This is a genomic window from Streptomyces chromofuscus (assembly GCF_015160875.1).
GTDB classification, from domain to species: domain Bacteria; phylum Actinomycetota; class Actinomycetes; order Streptomycetales; family Streptomycetaceae; genus Streptomyces; species Streptomyces chromofuscus.
Genome location: NZ_CP063374.1, coordinates 1485790 through 1508908 on the forward strand (window position 1 = coordinate 1485790; position 23119 = coordinate 1508908).

General features: G+C 71.5%; 22 protein-coding genes, 7 tRNA genes and 3 pseudogenes. 11 read left to right on the forward strand and 21 right to left on the reverse strand.

Annotation, left to right across the window (positions count from 1 at the left end):
* Positions 1 to 151: 151 nt before the first annotated feature.
* Positions 152 to 2350 carry an elongation factor G-like protein EF-G2 gene (locus IPT68_RS06665; protein WP_189699675.1) on the forward strand — a complete coding sequence of 733 codons (2199 nt, stop codon included), beginning with the start codon at positions 152 to 154 and terminating at the stop codon, positions 2348 to 2350.
* Positions 2351 to 2565: 215 nt separating this feature from the next.
* Complete coding sequence (locus tag IPT68_RS06670) at positions 2566 to 4227, forward strand: hypothetical protein (protein ID WP_189699674.1); 1662 nt, start codon at positions 2566 to 2568, stop codon at positions 4225 to 4227.
* A 160-nt stretch (positions 4228 to 4387) separates the two neighbouring features.
* Here the strand turns inward: IPT68_RS06670 and IPT68_RS06675 are convergent, their stop codons facing one another.
* The 4 genes from IPT68_RS06675 to IPT68_RS06690 form a co-directional block, all read right to left on the reverse strand.
* Positions 4388 to 4948, reverse strand: coding sequence for an HIT family protein (locus tag IPT68_RS06675; RefSeq protein ID WP_189699673.1), 561 nt, complete (start codon positions 4946 to 4948; stop codon positions 4388 to 4390).
* A gap of 338 nt (positions 4949 to 5286) precedes the next feature.
* Complete coding sequence (thrS, locus tag IPT68_RS06680) at positions 5287 to 7263, reverse strand: threonine--tRNA ligase (RefSeq protein WP_189699672.1); 1977 nt, start codon at positions 7261 to 7263, stop codon at positions 5287 to 5289.
* Positions 7264 to 7352: 89 nt separating this feature from the next.
* Entirely contained in the window at positions 7353 to 8567 is a 1215-nt protein-coding gene (locus IPT68_RS06685) for a hypothetical protein (protein ID WP_189699671.1), read from the reverse strand.
* Complete coding sequence (locus tag IPT68_RS06690) at positions 8564 to 9130, reverse strand: DUF4365 domain-containing protein (RefSeq protein WP_189699670.1); 567 nt, start codon at positions 9128 to 9130, stop codon at positions 8564 to 8566. Before IPT68_RS06690 ends, IPT68_RS06685 begins: the two co-directional genes overlap by 4 nt.
* Positions 9131 to 9318: 188 nt before the next feature.
* On the opposite strand from IPT68_RS06690, the gene IPT68_RS06695 reads away from it, so the two are divergent.
* On the forward strand, positions 9319 to 10044 hold the full coding sequence (locus IPT68_RS06695) for a 3'-5' exonuclease (RefSeq protein ID WP_189699669.1): 726 nt from the start codon (positions 9319 to 9321) through the stop codon (positions 10042 to 10044).
* A gap of 117 nt (positions 10045 to 10161) precedes the next feature.
* Here the strand turns inward: IPT68_RS06695 and IPT68_RS06700 are convergent.
* The 8 genes and pseudogenes from IPT68_RS06700 to IPT68_RS06730 all read right to left on the reverse strand — a co-directional run bounded on the left by IPT68_RS06700 (position 10162) and on the right by IPT68_RS06730 (position 13693).
* Positions 10162 to 10236, reverse strand: a tRNA-Val gene (locus IPT68_RS06700).
* Positions 10237 to 10275: 39 nt separating this feature from the next.
* Positions 10276 to 10734: an SRPBCC family protein gene (locus tag IPT68_RS06705; protein ID WP_189699668.1), complete on the reverse strand. Its 459-nt coding sequence runs from the start codon at positions 10732 to 10734 to the stop codon at positions 10276 to 10278.
* 145 nt (positions 10735 to 10879) lie between these two features.
* Positions 10880 to 11155, reverse strand: a pseudogene (locus IPT68_RS06710) (exo-rhamnogalacturonan lyase family protein); the annotation flags it as partial.
* A gap of 22 nt (positions 11156 to 11177) precedes the next feature.
* Positions 11178 to 11420, reverse strand: a pseudogene (locus IPT68_RS06715) (ABC transporter permease); the annotation flags it as partial.
* A pseudogene (locus IPT68_RS06720) lies at positions 11420 to 11757 on the reverse strand (ABC transporter substrate-binding protein); the annotation flags it as partial. The pseudogenes IPT68_RS06720 and IPT68_RS06715, both read right to left, overlap by 1 nt.
* Before the next feature lie 24 nt (positions 11758 to 11781).
* Positions 11782 to 11925: a hypothetical protein gene (locus IPT68_RS33890; RefSeq protein WP_228040292.1), complete on the reverse strand. Its 144-nt coding sequence runs from the start codon at positions 11923 to 11925 to the stop codon at positions 11782 to 11784.
* Between the two features lie 1167 nt (positions 11926 to 13092).
* A tRNA-Val gene (locus tag IPT68_RS06725) sits at positions 13093 to 13164 on the reverse strand.
* Between the two features lie 76 nt (positions 13165 to 13240).
* Positions 13241 to 13693 (reverse strand): TIGR02611 family protein, encoded by a 453-nt coding sequence (locus tag IPT68_RS06730; RefSeq protein WP_189699667.1) that lies wholly within the window; start codon positions 13691 to 13693, stop codon positions 13241 to 13243.
* Between the two features lie 190 nt (positions 13694 to 13883).
* Here IPT68_RS06730 and IPT68_RS06735 point away from each other — a divergent pair, with 190 nt between their 5' ends.
* Both IPT68_RS06735 and IPT68_RS06740 read left to right on the forward strand, forming a co-directional pair.
* Entirely contained in the window at positions 13884 to 14297 is a 414-nt protein-coding gene (locus tag IPT68_RS06735; protein ID WP_004002642.1) for an SsgA family sporulation/cell division regulator, read from the forward strand.
* 459 nt (positions 14298 to 14756) lie between these two features.
* Positions 14757 to 15320: a CGNR zinc finger domain-containing protein gene (locus IPT68_RS06740; RefSeq protein ID WP_189699666.1), complete on the forward strand. Its 564-nt coding sequence runs from the start codon at positions 14757 to 14759 to the stop codon at positions 15318 to 15320.
* Between the two features lie 93 nt (positions 15321 to 15413).
* Here the strand turns inward: IPT68_RS06740 and IPT68_RS06745 are convergent, their stop codons facing one another.
* Together IPT68_RS06745 and IPT68_RS06750 are read right to left on the reverse strand one after the other, a co-directional pair.
* Positions 15414 to 15566 carry a hypothetical protein gene (locus IPT68_RS06745; RefSeq protein ID WP_189699665.1) on the reverse strand — a complete coding sequence of 51 codons (153 nt, stop codon included), beginning with the start codon at positions 15564 to 15566 and terminating at the stop codon, positions 15414 to 15416.
* 160 nt (positions 15567 to 15726) lie between these two features.
* On the reverse strand, positions 15727 to 16173 hold the full coding sequence (locus IPT68_RS06750) for a hypothetical protein (RefSeq protein WP_189699664.1): 447 nt from the start codon (positions 16171 to 16173) through the stop codon (positions 15727 to 15729).
* A 267-nt stretch (positions 16174 to 16440) separates the two neighbouring features.
* On the opposite strand from IPT68_RS06750, the gene IPT68_RS06755 reads away from it, so the two are divergent.
* On the forward strand, positions 16441 to 16959 hold the full coding sequence (locus IPT68_RS06755; protein WP_189699663.1) for a DsbA family protein: 519 nt from the start codon (positions 16441 to 16443) through the stop codon (positions 16957 to 16959).
* Between the two features lie 21 nt (positions 16960 to 16980).
* Here IPT68_RS06755 and IPT68_RS06760 read toward each other — a convergent pair whose 3' ends face one another.
* The 3 genes from IPT68_RS06760 to IPT68_RS06770 all read right to left on the reverse strand — a co-directional run bounded on the left by IPT68_RS06760 (position 16981) and on the right by IPT68_RS06770 (position 19826).
* The gene (locus IPT68_RS06760; RefSeq protein WP_189699662.1) at positions 16981 to 17805 is read right to left on the reverse strand and encodes a GNAT family N-acetyltransferase; all 825 of its coding nucleotides are present in this window, start codon (positions 17803 to 17805) and stop codon (positions 16981 to 16983) included.
* A 76-nt stretch (positions 17806 to 17881) separates the two neighbouring features.
* Positions 17882 to 18703, reverse strand: coding sequence for an aminotransferase class IV (locus IPT68_RS06765; protein ID WP_189699661.1), 822 nt, complete (start codon positions 18701 to 18703; stop codon positions 17882 to 17884).
* 82 nt (positions 18704 to 18785) lie between these two features.
* Positions 18786 to 19826 (reverse strand): chorismate-binding protein, encoded by a 1041-nt coding sequence (locus IPT68_RS06770; RefSeq protein WP_189699660.1) that lies wholly within the window; start codon positions 19824 to 19826, stop codon positions 18786 to 18788.
* A gap of 178 nt (positions 19827 to 20004) precedes the next feature.
* Here IPT68_RS06770 and IPT68_RS06775 point away from each other — a divergent pair.
* The 5 genes from IPT68_RS06775 (at position 20005) to IPT68_RS06795 (ending at position 20476) form a co-directional block, all read left to right on the forward strand.
* Positions 20005 to 20077: transfer RNA gene (locus IPT68_RS06775), tRNA-Gly, on the forward strand.
* A 37-nt stretch (positions 20078 to 20114) separates the two neighbouring features.
* Positions 20115 to 20188 (forward strand) — tRNA-Cys (locus tag IPT68_RS06780).
* 1 nt (position 20189) lies between these two features.
* Positions 20190 to 20261: transfer RNA gene (locus IPT68_RS06785), tRNA-Val, on the forward strand.
* Between the two features lie 25 nt (positions 20262 to 20286).
* Positions 20287 to 20358, forward strand: a tRNA-Val gene (locus tag IPT68_RS06790).
* A 46-nt stretch (positions 20359 to 20404) separates the two neighbouring features.
* A tRNA-Val gene (locus tag IPT68_RS06795) sits at positions 20405 to 20476 on the forward strand.
* Positions 20477 to 20532: 56 nt separating this feature from the next.
* On the opposite strand, the gene IPT68_RS06800 is transcribed toward IPT68_RS06795, so the two are convergent.
* The 4 genes from IPT68_RS06800 to IPT68_RS33895 all read right to left on the reverse strand — a co-directional run bounded on the left by IPT68_RS06800 (position 20533) and on the right by IPT68_RS33895 (position 22996).
* Positions 20533 to 20808, reverse strand: coding sequence for a TFIIB-type zinc ribbon-containing protein (locus IPT68_RS06800; protein WP_189699659.1), 276 nt, complete (start codon positions 20806 to 20808; stop codon positions 20533 to 20535).
* Positions 20809 to 20888: 80 nt separating this feature from the next.
* On the reverse strand, positions 20889 to 21824 hold the full coding sequence (locus IPT68_RS06805; RefSeq protein ID WP_189699658.1) for a phosphotransferase family protein: 936 nt from the start codon (positions 21822 to 21824) through the stop codon (positions 20889 to 20891).
* Between the two features lie 490 nt (positions 21825 to 22314).
* Positions 22315 to 22521 carry a hypothetical protein gene (locus tag IPT68_RS06810; RefSeq protein WP_189699657.1) on the reverse strand — a complete coding sequence of 69 codons (207 nt, stop codon included), beginning with the start codon at positions 22519 to 22521 and terminating at the stop codon, positions 22315 to 22317.
* A gap of 205 nt (positions 22522 to 22726) precedes the next feature.
* Positions 22727 to 22996 (reverse strand): hypothetical protein, encoded by a 270-nt coding sequence (locus IPT68_RS33895; protein ID WP_141309333.1) that lies wholly within the window; start codon positions 22994 to 22996, stop codon positions 22727 to 22729.
* Between the last annotated feature and the right edge of the window lie 123 nt (positions 22997 to 23119).

The window sequence follows — 23119 nt, forward strand, 5'->3', positions numbered from 1 at the left end:
ACGGTGGCTGGCGCCTTCCCGTCCTCTGTATGGACGCCCCGTGACGAGAGTGGAAAGCTCGAAGAATCGCGGGCGTCGCCGGAGCCGCCCAGCACGCGGGTCCCGCGTGTCCGCGCCCACAGTGACCTCACCGTGCACGGGAGGCAGGATCATGGGCGACAAGACCAACGCACACCCCGGAGCCGCCGGCAGGGCAGTGGCGGCCGACCAACCCGCGTCCGTACGGAATGTGGTGCTGGTCGGCCACTCCGGAGCGGGCAAGACCACACTGGTGGAAGCCCTCGCACTGACCGCAGGGGCGGTGAACCGGGCGGGCCGCGTGGAGGACGGCGGCACCGTCTCCGACTACGACGACATCGAGCACCGCCAGCAGCGCTCGGTGCAGCTCTCCCTGGTGCCGGTCCAGTGGAACGGCATCAAGGTCAACCTTCTCGACACCCCCGGATACGCCGACTTCGTCGGGGAACTGCGGGCCGGTCTGCGCGCGGCGGACGCGGCCCTCTTCGTCGTCTCCGCCTCGGACGGCGTGGACGGCTCGACCCGCATGGTGTGGGAGGAGTGCGCCGCCGTCGGCATGCCGCGCGCCATCGTCGTCACGCACCTGGAGGCCGCCCGCGCGGACTTCGAGGAGATGACGCGGATCTGCGCGGAGGCCTTCGGCGCCGACGACCCCGACGCCGTGCTGCCGCTGTACCTGCCGCTGCACGGCCCACAGGCCCCGGACGGGCACGCGCCCGTGACCGGACTGATCGGCCTGCTGTCGCAGAAGCTGTTCGACTACTCGACCGGCGAGCGCAAGGAGTCCGAGCCCGTCGAGGACCAGCTGCCGCTGATCGAGGAGGCCCGCAACCGGCTGATCGAGGGGATCATTGCGGAGAGCGAGGACGAGACCCTCATGGACCGCTATCTCGGCGGTGAGCGGATCGACGTCAAGACGCTCGTGGAGGACCTGGAGCGGGCTGTCGCGCGCGGGACGTTCTTCCCCGTCCTGGCCGCCGCCCCCGCCGCCGACGGCGCCCGGCAGGGCCTCGGCACGGTCGAGCTGCTGGAGCTCGTCACCGGCGGGTTCCCGACCCCGCTGGAGCACGACCAGCCCCGGGTCACCACCGTCGACGGCAGGCCGCGCGAGGTGAAGCCGTGCGACCCGGACGGGCCGCTGGTCGCGGAGGTCGTGCGCACCTCGTCCGACCCGTACGTCGGCCGCGTCTCGCTCGTGCGGGTCTTCTCCGGCACCCTGCGGCCGGACGAGACGGTCCACGTCTCGGGGCACGGACTGGCCGACCGGGGCCACGAGGACCACGACGTCGACGAACGCGTCGGCGCCCTGTCCACACCGTTCGGCAAACAGCAGCGCCCGGTGTCGCACTGCGTCGCGGGTGACCTCGCCTGCGTGGCCAAGCTGAACCGCGCGGAGACCGGCGACACCCTCTCCGCCAAGGACGACCCGCTCCTGATGGAGCCCTGGGACATGCCCGACCCGCTGCTGCCCGTCGCCATCCAGGCCCACAGCAAGCCCGACGAGGACAAGCTCTCGCAGGGCCTGGCCCGGCTGGTCGCCGAGGACCCGACCATGCGGCTGGAGCAGAACCAGGACACCCACCAGGTGGTCCTGTGGTGCCTGGGCGAGGCCCACGCCGACGTCGCGTTGGAACGGCTGCGCACCCGCTACGGCGTCCAGGTCGACGTCGTCCCGCACAAGGTGTCCCTCAGGGAGACGTTCGCGACCAAGGCGGCCGGCCGGGGCCGGCACGTGAAGCAGTCGGGCGGGCACGGGCAGTACGCCATCTGCGAGATCGAGGTGGAGCCGCTGCCCGGCGGCTCGGGCATCGAGTTCGTCGACAAGGTCGTCGGCGGCGCGGTGCCCCGCCAGTTCATCCCGTCCGTGGAGAAGGGCGTCCGCGCGCAGGCCGTCAAGGGGGTCGCCGCGGGACACGCGCTCGTCGACGTGCGGGTCACGCTGCTGGACGGCAAGGCGCACTCGGTCGACTCCTCGGACGCCGCGTTCCAGACGGCGGGCGCGCTCGCGCTGCGGGAGGCCGCGGCCGACGCGAAGATCCATCTGCTGGAGCCGGTGGCCGAGGTGAGCGTGCTGGTCGGCGACGACTACGTGGGCGCGGTGATGAGCGACCTGTCCGGGCGGCGCGGCAGGGTGCTGGGCACCGAGCAGACCGCCGGCGGGCGCACCCTCGTACGCGCCGAGGTGCCCGAGATCGAGATCGGGCGGTACGCCGTCGATCTGCGCTCGCTCTCGCACGGCACCGCGCGGTTCAGCCGGCGGTACGCGCGGCACGAGCCGATGCCTCCCCAAGTCGCCGAGCGCCTGCGCAAACTGGAGCAGGCCGCTTCCTAGGAGGCGCACAACGGGCGTACGGCGCCACCTGGTTGTGACCGGGCGCACGAACGTGGCCGGTGCGAAGCGATTTCCTCCGGATCGGCGGGCGGCTTCGGCCGTCCGCCGACACATGTCGGTGCCTGCGGATACGCTGATGACCTGATCAACAGGTGTGCGGAGCACGGAAGTCGGGAAGGCCGCAGGAGCGACAGTGGCGGCGATCGGGGGCGGGAATGACCGTTGACAGCGGTTACGCGGACATCTTCGGACCGCAGGTGCCGCGCACGGGCGACGAGGGGCAGACGGCGACGTTCGCGCTGGCCTCGGCGGCCTACCGGGACAACGAGGTCGAGGAGATACTCAAGGCCAACAACGAGTGGCACGAGTCGACCGTGAAGCCCGGTCAGCGGTGGGCGAAGATCTTCCGCCCGAACCTCGGTGAGGCGTTCTCCCGGGCCGTGGTCGACCGCATGCTCGGCTCGGGCCGGGCACCGCTGATCCAGTCCTTCGGCACGGAGCCCCAGGTCGTCGTCGAGCACTGCCTCGCGGCGAACCGCATCCGCCGGGAACGCGACAACCTGCTCACGATCATCATGGTCCTGTGCGGCGTGATCTTCCTGCCCGGACTGCTGGTCTGGCTGATGGTGTTCACGATCCGCACCACCATCGCCCGGCGCGAGGACAAGCGCGCCTCGACGCTCGCGACAACCCTGCTCGTCGCGGTGGCCGCACTGGCCGTGATCTTCCTGATCCAGATGCCGTTCACCGGCTTCTGGGCCTGGTACGCGCGGGCGTCGGTCGTCATGCCGGTGATCGGCTGGTTCTGGGCCAAGCAGGTCTGCGAGCGCACGGCGAAGGACCTGCGGGAGCGGTGGGACAGCCTGCTCGCGGGCAGCAGCGTCGGCGCGAAGGTGCCCGAGGCGGTGCCGAGCAGCCCCGGCGAGACCGCCGCGGAGCAGCTGCGCCAGGCTCTCGCCCGGCTCAGCGCCGAGCAGCAGTCCAACTCCGTCTTCTACGCCGGCCCCAAGGGCATACTCGGCATGGGCACCCGCTGGGGCAGCTGGCAGCTCGCGGAGGACCTCGCACCCGCCGACCCGGACCGGGAGATCCATCCGTTCCGCAGCTGGGACGTCATACGGTCCATCCACGACCAGCTGCGGATGCTCGAACGCGGCCCGCTGAACACGGGCGGTTTCCCCAAGCCGTCGATACGGCACTGGATCGTGACGCCGATCGGCGAGAACGCCACGGCGGTGTCCCGGCCCGAGGGCACGGACGTCGAGGCCTACCAGATCAAGTCGCACGCCGTCCAGGACATCTGCAACAAGCAGCAGTTCGGCAGCGGCGACCGGCACTACCTGGGCGTGCAGTGGACGCTCTGGGACGGTCAGCTCGTGATCACCATGCTGATCACCGTGACGGTGCTGTACGAGACGCTGCGCATCGAGGTCACCGGCCACGCCCTGGGACCCGTGCACCCGCTGTTCACCTCCAAGCCGGCGGCGAAGGAGAAGGCGGTGCAGAAGTCCCTGAAGCGGTGGGAGACGCGGAAGGTGCAGCTGCCGCTGGTCGACGCCGACGAGGTGGTACGGCTCGCCGCCCGGGCCCCGCTGACCTGGTACCCGCCGCTGCTGAACTGGCTCGGCGGGTCGCTGGCCCTGCCGGAGCCGTTCGGTCTGCGGCACGCGTGGGCGGCCAAGCCGTGGCGGCACCGGTTCATGGCCGACGACGCCCTGCGCGCCGCCACCCCGGTGCTCCGGGTGGTCCACTCGGCGGCGATCCGGGTGCTGGAGGAGAACGGCGTGGACACCGAGAAGTTCGGCACGCGCTCGGCGTTCCTCAGCACGGCGGTGCAGGACCCCTCGCCGCGCAAGGCGGACCTGTACGACGCGTAGGCCTGCGGCGGCCGGGCCGTTCTCGCCTGCGGGTACGCGGGGCTGGAGTCCCTCGGGCCTCCGCCCCCGGACTCGTCGGCCTGGACGGCCACGCCCTGATACGCCGACCGGCTCGCCTTCTCCTGCCCTCGGCCGACCGCACCGCCCGGAACCCCGGCGCCTACGCCGCCGGCCAGGCCTCCGCCAGCATCTTGCGCGTGTCCGCCAGCAGCTGCGGCAGCACGCGCGTGTGCCCCACGACCGGCATGAAGTTCGTGTCGCCGCCCCAGCGCGGGACGATGTGCTGGTGCAGATGCGCGGCGATGCCCGCGCCGGCGACCGAGCCCTGGTTCATGCCGATGTTGAACCCCTGGGCGCCCGACGCGGTGCGCAGGGCCGTCATCGCCTGCTTGGTCAGCGCGGCCAGCTCCGCCGTCTCGGGCTCGGTGAGGTCGGTGTAGTCGGCGACATGGCGGTACGGCACGACCATGAGGTGGCCGCCGTTGTACGGGTACAGGTTCAGCACCGCGTACACCTGCGCACCGCGCCGGACGATCAGCCCGTCCTCGTCGGACTTCGCCGGAATCGAGCAGAAGGGGCAGCCGTCGTCGGCCCCCGGACCGGTCGGCTTGTTCTCGCCCTGGATGTACGCCATCCGGTGGGGCGTCCACAGGCGCTGGAACGCGTCCTGCGTCCCCACTCCGATCTGCTGCTCCGGCTCACTCGTCATGCAAGGCAGCATATGGCTTCGCCCGTTCTCGGCGTGTCGCCGGGGCTCGCCGGGCCGATGGGCGACCTCCGCTTCGCGGCGCCGCTCGCCGTGTGGGTGCTGTTCGCCGTGGACCACTCGGTGCGCCGACGACTCGGAGGGTGGGGCCAGGGCTTCGTAGCCGCGCCGTGGCCGGCGGGCCGGCGCCGCTGGGCGCGGTCGCGGGGTCGTTCGCGTCCTGGGTGATCCAGGTGCTCTCCCGGTGAGGAGGACGACGGAAGGGCCCCCGGCACGCTGAACAGCCGCCCGAGGGCCCTCCTCGGTGCGCCTCCGGCAGGCCGGACGGCCTCCCGGAGGCGCACCTCGCTCCGTCAGAGCTGCACCCGCTCCTCGACGACCTTCGCGATCTTGGCGATGGCCTCGTCGACGGGGATGCCGTTCTCCTGCGAGCCGTCGCGGTAGCGGAAGGAGACGGCGCCGTTGGCCATGTCCTCGTCGCCCGCGATGACCATGAAGGGCACCTTCTGCTTCTGGGCGTTGCGGATCTTCTTCTGCATCCGGTCGGACGAGGAGTCGACCTCGACGCGCAGGCCCTTCTTCCTCGCGGCCACGGCGAACTTCTCCAGGTACTCGACGTGGGCGTCACCGATCGGGATGCCGATCGCCTGGACGGGCGCGAGCCACGCCGGGAAGGCGCCCGCGTAGTGCTCCAGCAGCACCGCGAAGAACCGCTCGATGGACCCGAACAGCGCGCGGTGGATCATGACCGGCCGCTGCTTGGAACCGTCCGCCGCGGTGTACTCCAGGTCGAACCGCTCCGGCAGGTTGAAGTCGAGCTGGATGGTCGACATCTGCCAGGTGCGGCCGATGGCGTCCTTGGCCTGGACGGAGATCTTCGGCCCGTAGAAGGCGGCACCGCCCGGGTCCGGGACCAGGGGCAGGCCCTGCTTCTCGGCGACCTGGCGCAGCGTCTCGGTCGCCTCCTCCCAGGCCTCGTCGGAGCCGACGAACTTCTCCGGGTCCTTGGTGGACAGCTCCAGGTAGAAGTCGGTCAGGCCGTAGTCGCGCAGCAGGCCGAGGACGAAGGTGAGCGTCGTGTCCAGTTCCTCGGACATCTGCTCACGCGTGCAGTAGATGTGCGCGTCGTCCTGCGTGAAGCCACGCGCGCGGGTGAGGCCGTGCACGACGCCCGACTTCTCGTACCGGTACACCGTCCCGAATTCGAACAGACGCAGCGGCAGCTCGCGGTACGAACGCCCGCGCGCGTCGAAGATCAGGTTGTGCATCGGGCAGTTCATGGGCTTGAGGTAGTAGTCCACGCCCTCGTCGAGCTGCATGGGCGGGTACATGCCGTCGGCGTACCAGTCCAGGTGGCCCGACGTCTCGAAGAGCTTCCCCTTCGTCGCGTGCGGGGTGTAGACGAACTCGTAGCCCTCCTCCTCGTGGCGGCGCCGCGAGTAGTCCTCCATGACCCGGCGGACGATGCCGCCCTTGGGGTGGAAGACGGCGAGGCCGGAGCCGATCTGCTCCGGGATCGAGAACAGGTCGAGTTCGCTGCCCAGCTTGCGGTGGTCGCGCTTCTCGGCCTCGGCCAGGAAGTCCAGGTACGCCTTCAGCTCGTCCTTCGACGGCCAGGCGGTGCCGTAGATGCGCTGGAGCATCGGGTTCTTCTCGCTGCCGCGCCAGTAGGCGGCGGCGTTGCGCATCAGCTTGAACGCCGGGATGAGGCGGGTGGAGGGCAGGTGGGGACCCCGGCAGAGGTCCTTCCAGCACAGCTCGCCGGTCTTCGCGTCCAGGTTGTCGTAGATCGTCAGCTCACCGGCGCCGACCTCGACGTCCGCGCCGTCGTCGCTGGAGGCGGAGCCCTTGAGGCCGATCAGCTCCAGCTTGTACGGCTCGTCGGCCAGCTCCTCGCGGGCGGCCTCGTCGGTCACCACGCGGCGGGCGAACCTCTGCCCCCGCTTCTGGATCTCCTGCATCTTCTTCTCGATGGCCTTGAGATCCTCGGGCGTGAACGGCTTCTCGACGTCGAAGTCGTAGTAGAAGCCGTCCTTGACGGGCGGGCCGATGCCCAGCTTGGCCTCGGGGAACAGCTCCTGCACGGCCTGCGCCAGGACGTGCGCGGTGGAGTGGCGCAGGATGTTCAGGCCGTCCTCGGAGGAGATCTCGACGCCCTCGACCTGGTCCCCGTCGGCGAGCTCGTGGGCCAGGTCCTTCAGCTCGCCGCCCACGCGCGCGGCGATGATCGAGCGCTCGCCGGCGAAGAGGTCGGCCGCCGTGGTGCCCGTCGTCACCGTGCGCTCTTCCCGCTCGGAATCGCGTTGGATGATCACACGGACGTCTGACACCGGTCTCTCCTGACTGAAGGTGGATGCGGCGCCGTACGAGAGCGAGCGCCATAAGGGATCGTACCGACCCCGGGCCGCCCCAGGCGAAATCATTCCCCGGTGCACGCCTCCTCGAAGAAGTCGAGGTTCTCCTGCAGCGACTTCATCAGCCGGTCCCGCTCCGCCTCGTCCACCTGCACCGGTACGACTCCGGAGGCGCCCGTCAGCCGGCGGAATCCGCCCCGGCTCTCCAGCCGCCCGTGCACCCGCACCGGCAGCCCGACGAGGTGCGCCTGCCCGGCGATCCGGTAGTCCTCCTCGTCCAGGGTGAGCCGCACGTGCGGTATCTCGGCCCCGGCCAGCACGCGCAGCCGTACGGTGCCCTCGCCACGCCGCTCGGAACGGCGCATGCGGACCACCTCGCCGGTGATGCGCACCGGCACGGACGGCTCCTCGCGCAGATAGCGGGCCCCCGCCTCACGCAGCACGGGCAGATCGCCCGGCGAGAACTCGACCGCCTCGTCGCGGGCGGCGCCGCCCTCGGGCGGGCCGGCGCCGGGTGCCCACTCGACGGCGACGCGCGCGCCCTCCGTGCCCCGCACCAGCGTGATGAGGGCCTCGGTCAGCTCGCGGCTCACACCCGCCTCGACGGCCCCGTCGAAGGCGTCCATGCCACCGGTGGCGCGCTGGTAGTCGATGGCCTCGCGGACGGCGTACAGCGCCTGGTGGAGGCGGACGGCGAGCGGGCGGGCGGGCGCGACGGGCACGAACGCGGTGAGGCCGCGTCCGCCGGTCGCGGCGCCGACCAGGACGCTCTCCAGCATCACGGCGGCGGCGCGCCTGTGCCGGGCGCCGTAGTAGCCCGCACGCGCGCGTGCGGCGAGCGCCCCGGCGAGCAGCATCTGCCGGGCGGCGGCGCGCAGCTGCTCCTCGACGGTCCAGGCGGCCGCTCCGGCCGGCCCGCCGGGTACGTCACGCCACCAGCGGATCTCGTCGCTGGGCACGCTGAGGCCGACCAGCACCTCGCGTGCGGACGGCGTGGCGCTGCGGGACAGGGCGACGAGCGCCTCGCCGAGCAGGTCGTCGCTGTCGGGGAAGGCACGGCTCTCGGGGACGAGCAGGCTGGTGCCGCCCGCTCCCGGCCCGGGCGGGGTCCAGCGGCCGTAGCGCCCGGCGGCGCCGCCGCGCCGCTGCCAGCCGTGCCGGCGCAGCAGCGCGCCGAGGACGGCGGGGTCGACCTGGCCGGGCTGGGGCGGCTGGTCCCAGGGGACCTCGGGGTGCGGCCGCACGGGCCTCAAGGACTCGTCGAGCGGGCGGTGCGTCATGGTCTGCCTCCCGTCCCGACCCGCGTCATGATCTCGCACAGCGCCCGGTCGTCGAAGATGCGTGCGGTCGGTATGCGGACGTTGGTCCGGTGCCGGCCGGTGACGGGGTGACCGGCGAGGTTGACCCAGTAGCAGCAGTGCCTGAGGTCGAGCCGGTCGTGGCTGGCGCGCAGCCAGTCGTCCTGCGAGCGCGGGACGAGCATCACGACGAGGATCTTGTGCACCGAGACCGGGGTGCGGGCGAGTTTCGCCAGGTGGTCGTTGTCGAGGGTGAAGGAGAAGAAGCGGCCGGGCGGCTTGGGTGCGATCTGGTAGGTGGCCTTCAGCTGCACCTTGATGGTGACCTCGTCGTCGACCGTGTGCCCGGGCGCGCTGTGGCTGACGTGCCAGTCGATGCCGTTGTCCGGAAAGGGCTGGGACAGGGAGCAGCCGGCGGCGGCCGCGACGGCGTGCAGATAACCCACCTGCAGTGTCTCCATGCAGGCGGTGGTGGCGAGTGAACCGCGATGGGGAGCCGTGCGTTCGGGCAGCAGCCCGCCCCGCTCGGGCTGCGCTATCGCCATGACCAACAGCCTTCCAGGCAAGGTGAATGTCCCCGCGTCGGGCCGTGCCCGCGGAACATGCCGCTGAACTGCGCGGACCCGTACTTCTGTTGTCTCCTCCCGGCGTACGGCGCAAACAGCCCGGGTATCACCGAACAGGCAGAAGACGGTGCGTCAGCTGCCGTGGGTGAACGAGGAGTTGTGTAGGTATGACGTGCTGGTACGAGGGCCCTCTGGCGGCATTCGACACGGAGACGACGGGCGTGGACGTCGAGACCGACCGCATCGTGTCGGCCGCCCTCGTCGTCCAGGACGCCCCTGGCACGCGCACCCGGGTGCACCGCTGGCTGGTGAACCCGGGCGTCCCCGTGCCGGCGGAGGCGACGGCAGTACACGGACTGACGGAGGATCACCTGGCGCGCAACGGCCGCTGGCCGGCACCGGTGATGCACGAGATAGTCACCGAGCTGGCCGAACAGGTCTCATCCGGGCGGCCGTTGGTGGTGATGAACGCGCCGTTCGACCTGACGCTGCTGGACCGCGAGCTGCGCCGGCACCGGGCTTCGTCGCTGGGCCGCTGGTTCGAGTCGGTCCCGTTGCTGGTCCTGGACCCCCGGGTCCTGGACAAGCACCTGGACCGCTACCGCAAGGGCCGCCGCACGCTCACCGACCTGTGCGCGCACTACGGCGTCGCGCTCGACGGCGCGCACGACGCGGCCGCGGACGCGATGGCCTCCCTGGAGCTCGTACGGGCCATAGGGCGCCGTTTCGCGTCGCGGATGGAGCGCCTCTCCCCCGCCGAGCTGCACACCCTGCAGGCGGTGTGGCACGCGGCGCAGGCGCGGGGCCTGCAGGCGTGGTTCGCGCGCAGCGGCAGCGAGGAGGCGGTGGACCCGGCGTGGCCCCTGCGCCCTGGCCTGTCGGCGGCGGCGTGAGCCTCGCGGCGGACGGCCGCACCGGCCCGCCTCAGGGGTGCGCGCCGTGCGACATCGCGCGGAACGCGACGATGGCGACTCGGCCTGCTTGTGTGCAGGCGCGAGCCGCCATCGGCATGGTGGGCGATACTGGGTTCGAACCAGTGACCTCTTCGGTGTGAACGAAGCGCTCTCCCACTGAGCTAATCGCCCGGGAACGCACTGAACAATACAGGTGTCCCCGCGCTTCCTTCAAACCGCTTCCGACGGACGCCCCAGGTACGCCAGCAGGCCGCGCCGTCCGGCCCGCATCATCAGCCAGTGGTTGGCCCGGAAGACCGGCCGCCCGGGCACGGCCAACCGCCGCAGCAGCGGCTTGCGCACGTCCACCACCTGGTCGTAGCGGGCCAGGCACCCGCTCCCCGTCGGGGTGACCGTCCAGCCGGCCCAGCCCTCGATGTCGCCGTACATCGCGACTTGGAGCACTCCGGCGCCCGGGTCACGGCGCACCTCGCGCGCGGTGAAGGTCAGGTCGTACGGCAGGAGCGACCGGACGCGGATCACGCCCGTGGCGTCGTCCCTCCGCTCGACCTCCCGTACCTGTCGCCACCAGCGCGGATACTCCTCGGTCCGTTCCAGCACGGCGTACACGGCGGCGGGCGGGGCGGGCAGGGGCCACAGGCTGCGGAAGCGGTAGTGGGTCCAGTCCATGCGCGGAGTCTGCCCCGAGGTGGGCATTTCCGTGCCTGATCCGAGTACGCCATGAGTACGCGTACTCATGGCGTACGGGGTGACCTGGACCACACTCCAGGAGGAGCGCCGCCGCCCGTGCGGCGGCGCTCTCCTCCACGCCCCGCTACCCGTGCATCCTGTCCCCGAGCAGTGCCAGGTTCTCGATCGCGGCGAGCCCGTAGGGGGCGGTGTCGTTGGTCGACACCCAGGCGGCCTCGCTGCGCGGCACCAAGGTGACCGGGCCGCTCAGCTCCCGCGTCCTCCGGGACGCGGACTCCTTGTAGCCGTCGGAGTCGCAGGACTCGCTCCACGCGCGCGTGACGAACCTGTCGTCGCCGGTCCGGACGGCGGCGTACGCGTCCAGCCGTGAGTGGCCCTGGAACAGCAGCAGGGAGCCGAAGCCACGGGTGTCATGGTGGTGCTCATCGGGCGGCCTCCTCGTAGTGCACCCACCGCTTCTGGGACCAGGAGAGGACCCCCGTCACCAGCGCCACGGCGAGCAGCAGCATCCAGGCCATCGCGGAGGCGAAGCCCATCTGGGCCTCATTGAAGCCCTTCTGGTACAGGTAACAGGTGTAGACGAGCGTGGCGTCCGCCGGTCCGCAGGTGGCGTTGGAGACGACGTACGCCGAATCGAAGATCTGGAAGGAGTGGATGGTCTCCAGGCCTTCTCGAAGACCTTCTCGTCGATGACGAGTGACACCGTGTTGGATCCGACGGGGACACCGAGCAGCTTTCCGTCGACCTCGCCGACCTCTGCGACTCCGTCGCGGAAGTTGTCCGTGCTCAGGTTTCCGGCGTCCGCCTGGGACTTGAGGTCGAGAAGCACGCCCCTCTTGTCGTACTTCCGGAGAAAGGCGACGGAGTTCTGGAAACGTCGGGCGGATTTCCGCCGGCGGCCCGGGTCTGGAACTTCTCCCAAAAGGCGGCGAAATCCTGGAAGTCCGTCTCGGCCTTGATCTTCGGCTACTTCTTCTCGAAGAGCGCGATGGTGCGGTTGATCCGCTTGGTCCGCTTCTCCGGGCATCACCAGGTGTAACGGATCGTCACCGTGCCGTCCCCGGCACCGCTGTTGCCGCAGCATCCGGTGGCGGCGGTCAAGCCGACCGTCACCAGGGAGGCCGCCGCCGCCTTCAGGATCGTCCGCGTCTCAACATTCCCGTTGCCCATGGCCGGACCCCTCCCCACAGCGCCGTCGCCGCTTCATGAATCGTTTCACGCATGCGCTGCCGGCACGCCGTACGGAAGGGCTGGGGTGCGTCAATGATTCGGGCAGGAAATTCCGCGGGAGTGTGGTGGGCGGTGTGGCGGGGGTCAGAGGGGCGGGGGCGGATGGCGAGTGGTGACGGCGCAGGTGGGAGGGGCTTGGGAGGGGTAAGGGCTCGACAGGAGAGGGCGCGGCGGGGAGGGACGGCTTGGCGGGTACCCGGTACGGGGTGCGGGCGCGGCGGGGCAGGCCAGTCGTAGAGGGCTGTAAGGCCCGGCCGGGCGGCAAGCTGGGCGAGGGACGGCGGGGCGGGCAGGGCGGCAGCGGGTCGGGGGCGGGTCCCGGCGCAGGGGGGCGGGTCCCGGCGCAGGGGGTCGGTGACGGGCGCGAGGGAGGCGGTGGTCCGGGGCGTGATGTTGAGCCGACGGGGGTCCGGCCGGAGGGCGGCAGTGAGCGGGGGGAACCGTCGGTCCGCGAATGTGGCCGGCGAGTACTTGCCGGATCGGCAAGACCCGGGGCTGGGTGACCGGCAGTGACGGCCGCTCCTGTGGCGGTACGCGAACCACATGCGTCCACAACCGACCGCACACGACGCAGCGACACCCGGAGCGACGGCTGTCCGTCGACTGAGGCGCACGTTTCGCCACGTGGCATGCGAGGCAGCGCAACGAACGTTCGGCACCGAAGACGCGTGAGGCGTCACCGACGAGCGTTCGGATCCCGCGACGCGGGACGACGGCCGCGAGGGAGACGGCCCCACGATCACCACCATGCGTCACCCAGGACGCGGACCCCACGTCACCGCCGGTCGTCGCCCGGAGCGATAAGCCATCCCGGTCATCACGCGGCCACCCTCAGCGACGCCCCACCTCCGGTCGAACGCGTCGCGACCGACCGTGACGGCCGCCCGTACAGAGCGCGGCCACCCGCGGTGGGAACCGTCTCGCACGGCCCACGGGCACCCCCGGTGGCGGCCGCCTCGCGAGGTCAATGGACACCCCCAGTAACGGTCGGCCCCGCAGAAAAGCGGGTCGATACCACAGCGACGGCCACCCCGCATGCCCCGAGCGGCAAACACCGGACACGACAACGGCCCACCTGCTGTCTCGCAGGTGGGCCGTGTTTCCGGGTGGGCGATACTGGGTTCGAACCAGTGACCTCTTCGGTGTGAACGAAGCGCTCTCCCACTGAGCTAATCGCCCGGGTGCAGGAAGAACATTACCCCATGTCAGAGGGCGCGGTTGACCACGGTGGGCCGGCTCCGCACCTCGCCGCGGATCACTGGTCCTTGATCTTCCACGGCATCATGAAGCCGAACTTCCAGACGTAGAAGCCGACGATCGCGGCCACGATCACGCAGCCGACCGCCGTCAGGATGATGTTGCGCCGGCGCACCTTGGGGTCGAGCGCACGCTGGGCCGCCTCGGTGACCTTGCGCTTGGTCCAGCGCAGGACCAGCTGGGCCCAGACGAACTCGGTCGCCCAGATCGCCATGCCGCCGAAGATGATCACCCAGCCCGGACCGGGCAACGGCAGCAGGACGATGCCGGTGCCGACGACCCCGAGGCCGACGAGGAAGACACCCACCTGCCAGCTGACGTGGAGCAGGCGCCGCGACTTGATGAATTCCGGCGCCCGGGAGCCGAGCTCCCGCTCGCCGTGCACCTCGTCCGTCCCCGTCCCGTCCGCCGCCATGGCAACCTCACCAGGGTTGCTACTCCCCGTATTCATACGGCCAAACCTACCTGACCGATTCCAGTCACCGGAATGGGCGCACCGGGCGAACCGGTTCTCGGCCGGAAGAGTTACGTAAACACAGGCAAACCGCTCAGAGGGGTTTACAACGGCACCGTAGGTGGCATGTCGATTTCGCCGACGTGCGAATCCCCGAGCGCACACTGAGCGAAAGGCCCTGGCGCTTATGAACACCACGGTCAGCTGCGAGCTGCACCTGCGCCTCGTTGTGTCGAGCGAGTCCTCCCTGCCTGTCCCCGCAGGCCTGCGGTACGACACGGCCGACCCCTACGCCGTGCACGCCACCTTCCACACCGGAGCCGAGGAGACCGTCGAGTGGGTGTTCGCCCGCGACCTCCTCGCCGAGGGGCTTCACCGGCCCACAGGAACCGGCGACGTCCGTGTCTGGCCGTCGCGCAGCCATGGTCAGGGCGTCGTCTGCATCGCCCTGAGCTCCCCGGAGGGGGAGGCGCTGCTCGAGGCCCCGGCGCGGGCCCTGGAGTCGTTCCTGAAGCGAACCGACGCCGCCGTGCCCCCCGGCACGGAACACCGGCACTTCGACCTCGACCAGGAGCTCTCGCACATCCTGGCGGAAAGCTAGGGCGAGCGGGAGCACACCAAGCCGCCCGGCCGTCCACTCGGGGAGACGGCTCGGGCCTGTCCGGCGGATCGGGTCGGAGCAAGCCGACGGCACTGATCCTGCCGGAGTGAAGCGTGCCAGGGCCCGTCTCTCCGGCAGGATCCTCCGGACAGGCCCCCAGGCGCCCAGGACAACCGCATACGGCACACACCGGCGCCGCCACCGCGCATCCGTGCGGAGGGCGGCGCCGGTATGCGTGGCGTCCGGGCACGGTGATCACGGGCCGACGGACCCCTCCGGGGCGCTCAAGGGCGGCGACCGCCCACCTCGGGACCGTCGGGAACCACGACACGCTTCCGTGGCGTTCTAGGGGCAGGCGCGGGCCGGGTGCGGCCGAGGCGATGGTAAGGGGCGCGGAAGCCACTACCATCGGCCAGCATCGGCGGGCGCCCGCCCGACACCCAGGCCAGGGAGCGAAACGTGCTGATCACCCACGACACCCGGTGCGCGCTCGATACCGTGGTCGATCTGGTGAACACCGCACCGGAGGACGAGACGACGCCGGAAGGGCTGCCGGACGTCGCGGCGCTCGCGGAGTTCGTACGGAACCACGAGATCAGCGATGTCGGGGTGCTCTCGGAGTTCGACCTAGCGGCGGTGCGCAAGATCCGCGGCCGGTTCGCCGGGATCTTCGCGGCCCAGGACGTCCGGACCGCGGCCGGGATGATCAACGAGCTGGTCGCCGCCGCCGGCACCACGCCCCGCCTCACGGACCACGACGGCTACGACTGGCATGTGCACTACTTCGCGCCCGGCGCCTCCGTCGCCGACCACCTGGCCGCCGACTGCGGGATGGCGCTGGCCTTCTTCGTGGTCGCGGGCGAGCGCGAGCGGCTGCGCCGCTGTGAGGCCCCGGACTGCCGACGCGCCTTCGTCGACCTCTCCCGCAACCGCTCCCGGCGCTACTGCGACAGCCGCACCTGCGGCAACCGTCTGCACGTGGCCGCCTACCGGGCGCGCCGCAGGGAGGCCACCACGGGCTGACGGCCGCCGGGAGACAGCGGCGGCGAGCGCTCGGCGGAGACGTCGATGCCGACGCGGTTCCCGGCGGGTGGCGCCGGGGACCGCGCGTACGGCTCACAGCAGGAACAGATCGTGCAACGCAGCCATGAGCAGCAGACACCCGATCACCGCAAGGAAGATCATCAGCGGTGGCTGGGAAAGGGCGAAGAGGCACCCGCGCGGCTCGTCCTTCGGCGGCGCGGCATCGCTCTGTGTCGTGTCCAGCATCTCGCGGCGATGATGACGCAGGTGGCGGCCCCGGCGCGATCAAGACGCACCAAGATGCGGGAGTTCGCCGAAATCCGTGATCACCTGCACATCTGTGGTGCGAGCCGGACAGCTTCCGATCAGCGGGAGCGTTGGGTCGTTTCAGTCGGCGGCGCCGGCGTCATATGCCGTGCTTCTTGAGAATGGCCTCGATGTCGCTGAAGTCGTCCGAGGCGTCGCCGCGGGACGTGGCCTGCGGCTTGGTGCGGGCCTTGCCCGTGGTGCGGGACGCCGGGCCCAAGGCGGGGGCCGAGGCCTGTGCGGCCACCGGGTCGTGCGGGGCCGCCGCGGCCGCCGCGCCCCCCTTGCGGCCACGTCGCCGCTCCACCGCCCGCGTGGTCGTGAAGAGCAGCCAGGCACCGCCGAGCACACCGAAGCCCGCCCATGCCACCGGGCTGAAGGCGGTGTCCGCGGCCCACTGCACGACACCGGTCATCACCAGGCCGAGGGGGATCAGCGCATAGGCCGCGATACGGGTGGCCGTGAGGAACCGCCTGCGGAACGCCGTCACCGCCGCGATGCCCAGGCCGGCCGCTGCTACGGCGGAACACACGGTCTCGGCAATCATCCGGTCCTCCAGGGCAGGCTCGGCTGGGCGGGCGGGTCGCGCCGCTCCCTCCATCCTGCACCCCCCGAACCCCGACAGGCCATGCCCCGCCCGGACATCAGGGACATCTCCGGGTCGGCTCCTCCGCAGGTGCCGGTGGGGCCGTACCACTGCGGGGCGGGTCGGGGCCGTACCGCTCCCGTACGACGTGGGACGGCGACGGGGTCGTACGCCCGACGGCGAGGGAGCCGATTGGGTCCGGCGCGCCACTGCTGGGAGACTGAACCCATGAACGACTCCTCCCCCGTCCGGCCCGCGCCCGTCCTCGACGTCTGGTGCGAACTGCAATGCTCGGACTGCCGCAGCGCCCTGGACGATCTCCGCGCCCTGCGTGCCCGCTACGGCGACCGGCTCGAGCTGCGGCTGCGGCACTTCCCGCTGGAGAAGCACAAGCACGCCTTCGCCGCCGCGCAGGCCGCCGAGGAGGCCATGGCGCAGGGGCAGGGATGGCCGTACGTCGAGGCGGTGCTGGCCCGGGTCGACGAACTGGACCGCGCGGGAGAACCCTTCCTGGTCGAGGTGGCCCGGGAACTCGGCCTGGACGCCGAGGAGTTCGACACCGCGCTGATCGACGGCCGGCACATCCTGATCGTCGACGCCGACCAGGCCGAGGGCAAGGCGATCGGCGTGACCGGCACCCCGACGTACGTCATCGACGGACGGCGGCTCGACGGCGGCAAGAGCCAGGAAGGGTTGCGTGAGCGCATCGAGGAGATCGCCGACCGGCTGCTGGCCGAGCAGGAGTGACGGCCTGGGCCGCCGGGCACTTCACAGCAGGTTCTTGTACAGGGTGTATCGCGTCGTCGTGTAGCCGAGCGACTCGTAGAGCCGCTCGGCCGGGGTGTTCCCCGCGAACACGTTGAGGCCGAGGACGCGCAGGCCCGCCTCGACCGTCTGACGCTCGGCCAGCAGCATGAGCGCACGGCCGTGGCCGCGTCCGCGGTGTGCGGCGTCGGTCTCCACGTCGAAGACGTAGGCCCTGTCCTCCTGCAGCGCCACCCACAGGGTGCCCACGCGCGTGCCGTCCTGTTCCAGGACGCTGAACAGCATGTCCTCGGTGGCCGGCCCGTCCGGCAGCAGCTGCTCGTGGTCGCGTCGGGCCTTGGCGTACGCCTCGGCCTCGGGCACACCCCGGTCGATCCAGGTGCGCGCGTAGTGCTCCGACTCGTGCACGTACCACAAGGCGAACTCGGCCTCGGTCATGGGGCGCGCGCCGCTGCCCGGCGGCAGCCCGGGCAGGGTGTCGCCGAGGTGCTTCTCCATGACGCGGTTGCGCAGGACGTAGCCGAGTGCCGTGAGCAGCCGGAGCCCGGCCTCGGCGTCGCCCGGGACGGCCGCCTCGATCTGCCGGCAGCCCCAGCCGCGCGCCACCTCCTCCGCGGCGAGCGCGGCGACCGTGCCGCGGCCTCGCCGGCGGTCCGGCTCCGCTATGCGCAGGTCGAGGATCCGCGCCACCGAGTCGCCGAAGACGGGTGACGTGCCGAGGTGTATCGCACCGACGGGACGGCTGTTCACGCACACCTGGTAGTGGCGGGAGCGCGTCCCGTCGGCCGCGCGCTGAAGCGGCTCGGTCGGCCGCAGAGTGGTGGTCATCAGGGGTGTTCTACCCGGTCCGGACCGTCACGTGCGCCGGATGCCCCGGCGTTCCACGGGGCGGCGTTCCGGCGTTCTACGGGTCGAGGTCGTCCCCGGCCCGCTCCTCGAAGATCCGCATGGCCTTCGCGGTCACCGGCCCCGGGGCGCCGGGCAGTTCGCGGTCGTCGACGCGGTGGACGGCCTGGACGTCGCGCAGGGTGGACGTGACGAAGACCTCGTCGGCCCGCTCCAGCACGTCGAGCGGCAGGTCGGTCTCCTTGGCGCCGGTCCACTCCACCGTCAGCGCGCGCGTGATGCCCGCGAGGCAGCCGGAGGCGATCGGCGGGGTGTGGATCTCGCCGTCGAGGACGACGAAGACGTTGGAGCCGGTGCCCTCGCAGAGCTGCCCGACGGTGTTCGCGAACAGCGCCTCGGAGGCACCGTGTTCGTGGGCGCGGGCCAGGGCGACGACGTTCTCGGCGTACGAGGTGGTCTTCAGTCCGGTGAGGGCGCCGCGCTCGTTGCGGGTCCAGGGGACGGTGATCACGGCGGTGGACTCGGGCCGGCGCCGGGTCTCGCCGAGGGCGACCACCAGGGTCGGGCCGTGCTCGCCGCGGTCGGATCCGAGCGGGCCGTGACCGCCGGTGTACGTGATGCGGAGCCGGCCGAGCGGGACGGGGTTGGCGGCCAGGACGGCGGCGCAGGCGCGGCGTACCTCGTCGTGGTCGGGGTCGGGCAGGCCGAGGCCGCGGGCCGAGCGGGTCAGCCGGTCGAGATGGCGGGTGAGCGCGAACGGCGTGCCGTCGACGGCCTTGACCGTCTCGAAGATGCCGTCGCCCACGGTCAGCCCGTGGTCGAAGACGGAGACACGGGCGGATTCGACGTCCTGGAGCCCGCCGTCGAGCCAGATCTTCACTGCTCCCCACCTCACCTGTCCGCGCCGGGGACCTGGCTGCGACCGGGGCCCGGAGGTCGTCCCCCGGATGGACACAGCACGATCACAGTCCCTCTTCACTCATCTCGTACGCCCCTGACGCTACCGCGAGCAGCCGGGCGGCCTTCAGTTCGGTCTCCCGCCATTCACCCTCGGGGTCCGACCCCCAGGTGATGCCCGCGCCCGTACCGAAGCGCAGCACGCCCTCGGCCCGGTCGATCCAGAAGGTACGGATACCCACGGCCAGCTCGCCTCTCTCCCGGTCGGCGTCGACCCAGCCGATGCCGCCGCAGTAGGGCCCCCGGGGCGCCGTCTCCAGGGCGTCGATGATCCCCAGGGCGCTCGACTTCGGCGCGCCGGTGACCGAGCCGGGCGGGAAGGCCGCGGCGAGCAGCTCCGGCCAGTCCGCGTCGGGGCGCAGCTCGCCGCGCACGGTGGACACCAGGTGGACCAGCCCGGGGTGCTTCTCCACGGCGCACAGATCGGGGACGGTCACCGTGCCCGGGGCGCAGACGCGACCGAGGTCGTTGCGGACCAGGTCCACGATCATGACGTTCTCGGCGTAGTCCTTCTCCAGGAGGTCCGCCTCGGTGCGGCCGGTGCCCTTGATCGGGCCCGACTCGACGATGCGGCCCTCCCGGCGCAGGAAGAGCTCGGGGGACGCGCTCGCTATCTCCACGCCGTGGCCGGGCAGCCGGATCGTTCCGGCGTACGGCGCCGGGTTGCCGCGGGCGAGCAACGCGGTGAGGGCGTCGGGGTCGGCGTCCGGGGCGACGGGCGCGGACAGAACGCGGCAGAGGTTCGCCTGGTAGACCTCGCCGGCCGCGATGTGCCGCCGTATCCGGCGCACCCCCTCCGTGTACGCGGCGCGGTCGAGGGACGACGTCCAGTCGTCGACGGCCGGGCCGCGCCAGCCGCCCGGCGTGGGGGCCGGCACGGGTTCCTCTCGTACGTCCGCGAAGCGCGCGCAGGTCAGGCGGCCCTCGAAGTCGGCGGCGACGGCCCAGAAACCGGTGGAGTCCAGGGCCGCGGGATCACTGGTGACGTCGAGCAGGCCGGTGGCGACGCGGTCGCCGAAGCGGGCGAGAGGAGGGAGGTCGAGCACGCTGTCGAGTCTATGGCGGGTGTCCCGCAGGTGGCGCTTCCGTGTCCTTTCCGGTGGTCCGGCCACGTCCGTGACCAGGTGCAGCGCAGCACGCTGCACAAACGCGTTTTTGTACTGGCCCCGGAATCCGCTAGAGTTCAACACGTCGCCGGGCCGCGCAAGCGGACCGAAACGACAGGCGGACGTAGCTCAGTTGGTAGAGCGCAACCTTGCCAAGGTTGAGGTCGCGAGTTCGAGCCTCGTCGTCCGCTCGCAGGAAGAGGGGTCCTCCCGGTCCCCTACACTCCTGGTGGAGTGGCCGAGAGGCGAGGCAACGGCCTGCAAAGCCGTCTACACGGGTTCAAATCCCGTCTCCACCTCCAAGGACGATTAGCTCAGCGGGAGAGCGCTTCCCTGACACGGAAGAGGTCACTGGTTCAATCCCAGTATCGTCCACTGGATCTTCTCGAAGGTCCCACCCGCGCGATTAGCTCAGCGGGAGAGCGCTTCCCTGACACGGAAGAGGTCACTGGTTCAATCCCAGTATCGCGCACGCAGTGCCCACGACCGGCTCCATGGAGTCACGATCGTGGTCCCGAGGACGATTAGCTCAGCGGGAGAGCGCTTCCCTGACACGGAAGAGGTCACTGGTTCAATCCCAGTATCGTCCACACGCATCGAAGCCCCCGGCCGTCCGGCCGGGGGCTTCGTCGTGGGTGCGGGCCACTCAGCTTGAGAAGAGCATGTGGCCGAAGCTCTTGTGCCGGCCGTGGTGACCGCCGTGGTGACCGCCGTGCGGGGCGCCCCAGGCGGGGGCGGGCGGGGCCGGGTACGCCTGCGCGGCGGGCGGCGGGCCCGGCTGGGACCACTGGGACTCGAGACGGGTCAGCGCCTCCAGCTCGCCGTAGTCCAGGAAGATCCCCCGACAGTTCGAGCACTGCTCGATCTGAACGCCGTTGCGGTTGTACGTGTGCATGGGTGCGTGACACTTCGGGCACTGCATGGTCGGCTCAACTCCTCGCCGGTCGGTCCTGCTTCGCGTATCGCCAGGACAGACTCTGTCCGGCTGCGGTCGGTTGCACCCTACTTCGCGAGGTTCCTGGGCAACTGGGCGGGGACGGAGGGCATTCGGGCACAGGCGTCGACGAGCGACTGCTCCACCTCGTCCAGCGGCCGCCGCGCCGCGACGGCCTTCGTCACGGCCCGGGCGGCGGTCTGGACGGTGAGGGCGCGGGCCGGGACGTCCAGGGCGGACCAGGGGTCGCCGTCCGAGGGGACGGCCGGGCCGCCGGCCGCGCGGTAGGCGCCGAGGAAACGGGCCCACTCGTCGGGCGGCAGCAGTCCGCAGGCGTACCAGGCAGCCGGGCGGGCGAGGTCCCAGGCCGCGGGGCCCACGCCGAGGTCGTCGACGTCGATCAGCAGCCAGGGGCCGCCGGGGGCCGGGTGGCGGACGAGCTGGCCCAGGTGGAGATCGCCGTGGCAGAGGGTGCCGGTGTCCGGGAGCGGGCTCTCGTCGCGGGCCCAGGCGGGGAGACCGGCCCAGGCCCGCAGTACCGCGGCGGTGGCCGGGTGCGGGGCGGCCGCGCGGAGCCGGGCGATCGCGCGGGCGGCCTTCGCGGGGCCGCGCATGGCAGGGAACGGGACGGGGGGCGGGGTGCGGTGCAGGCGGGCGAGGAGGGCGGCGGCGGCCTCCCAGGGGGCGGCGTCCGGGGTGCCGGGGTCGACGGGGCTGCCGTAGGGCCAGAAGGTCACGGGCCTGCCGTGCAGGGTGACGGGCGCCGCATCGAGCGGGGGGAGCAGGACGCCGGGTATGCGGGCGGCCGTCGTCAGACGGGCGGCGAGTTCGGCGGAGTCGGTGTCCGGGGCATGGGCCTTGGCGACGGTACCGGCGTGCCGGACGACCGTGGCGTCGGCGCGGTCGGCGAGGGTGAGCACCGCTCCGCAGGCGCAGGCGTCGGCGTGCGGGTGGGCCGCGGTCCTGGCCCGGGCGGCCAGGTCGGTCAGGAGGGGTGTCGTCACAAGGTTTCCTCGGAGCGGGGCGGGTGCTGGTGAGGGTACGCCGGTGGGCGACGGCCCGGTGACCGCGGCATGGCATGGCTCGGCGGGCAGGTGACCGAGGTCAGCTCCTGGACGGATGCGTGACGTGCGCCCGGACGCGACGTGAGGCGAGCCCCGGGGACCTGGCCGGTGTGCGCCCGGACGTGACGTGTCCGAGCGCTCGGAGACTTGGCCGGCGTGCGCCCCCGGGTAAGTCGAGGCGAGCCCCTGAGACCTGGCCGGCGTGCGCCCTTTGAGACGTGAGGCGAGCCCGGAGCTCTGGTCGGCGGGTGCGCCTTGTGCTGTGCGGCGAGCCCCCGAAGATCTGGCCGGCGTGGGTCCGGGCAAAAGCAATGCCGGCGCAGCTCCCCAGCTGCGCCGGCATTTTGCCGTCCGCCGCACCCCCGTCCCCACGGGGTAATGGGTGTGGATGTCCCCGCCCGGACCGCTCTTCCGGGCCTGGGGTCGCCGCTCAGCGCCCCAGCATCACGCCCACGGACGACGCCTGTGTGGCCACTGTCTCCCAGCCGTCGAAGACGACGAGGAGCAGGACCGCCAGGGGAAGGGCCATGGCCGTTGCCACCAGGGGGTGGCGGCGGCCCGTGCGGCGCGGGCGGAACGCGGCGTGCGCCCTGCGTCCCTGCTCGCGGATCAGTGTCCGCGGTGCCGTGTAGGCCATGGTCCCTCTCCTGACCGTGCTCAGTTGTCGTTGGCAGCGGCGGGCGTCTGACCTCGGGGGACGAGTGCTGCACCCGCCGCTTGACCTCAAATCTAGGTGCGCGAGGAGGTACTGGGCGTCATGCCCTCGTACCGATTGGCGGGCCTCCCGGAGGATGAGCCGCGGCAGGAGGTGTACTCCCCTGGGTGGAGAAGAAGGTGCGGGTCTAGGGGTCTTCCCGGAGGGGGCGCCCGGTGTGTCCGGGCTTTTCCGAGCTGTCCTCGCGGGGCACGGGCTGCTCGACCAGGGCCAGCACCCGGTTCGCCATGAACCGCGCCGTACGGACCACAACGCCGGTTCGCGTGACTTCGCTCACTTCCACGACGCCTCGGCGTACCGCCGTCTCCACCCGGCGGCCCGCCCTGCTCGCCACCACCTCATACGTACGTGTCGTGTCCCCGGCGTCCACGACTATCTCCACACGGTCACCCTTCACGGGTTCAATCCCCCTTCCGCGACAGGCGGTTGGTAGCGCGTACGGCGCGAAGGCGCCCTGTCGGCGCGCTCCCTGACCACCCCTCAATTCTCGCACCCGGCACTGACAATCCGTCCGGCCGAG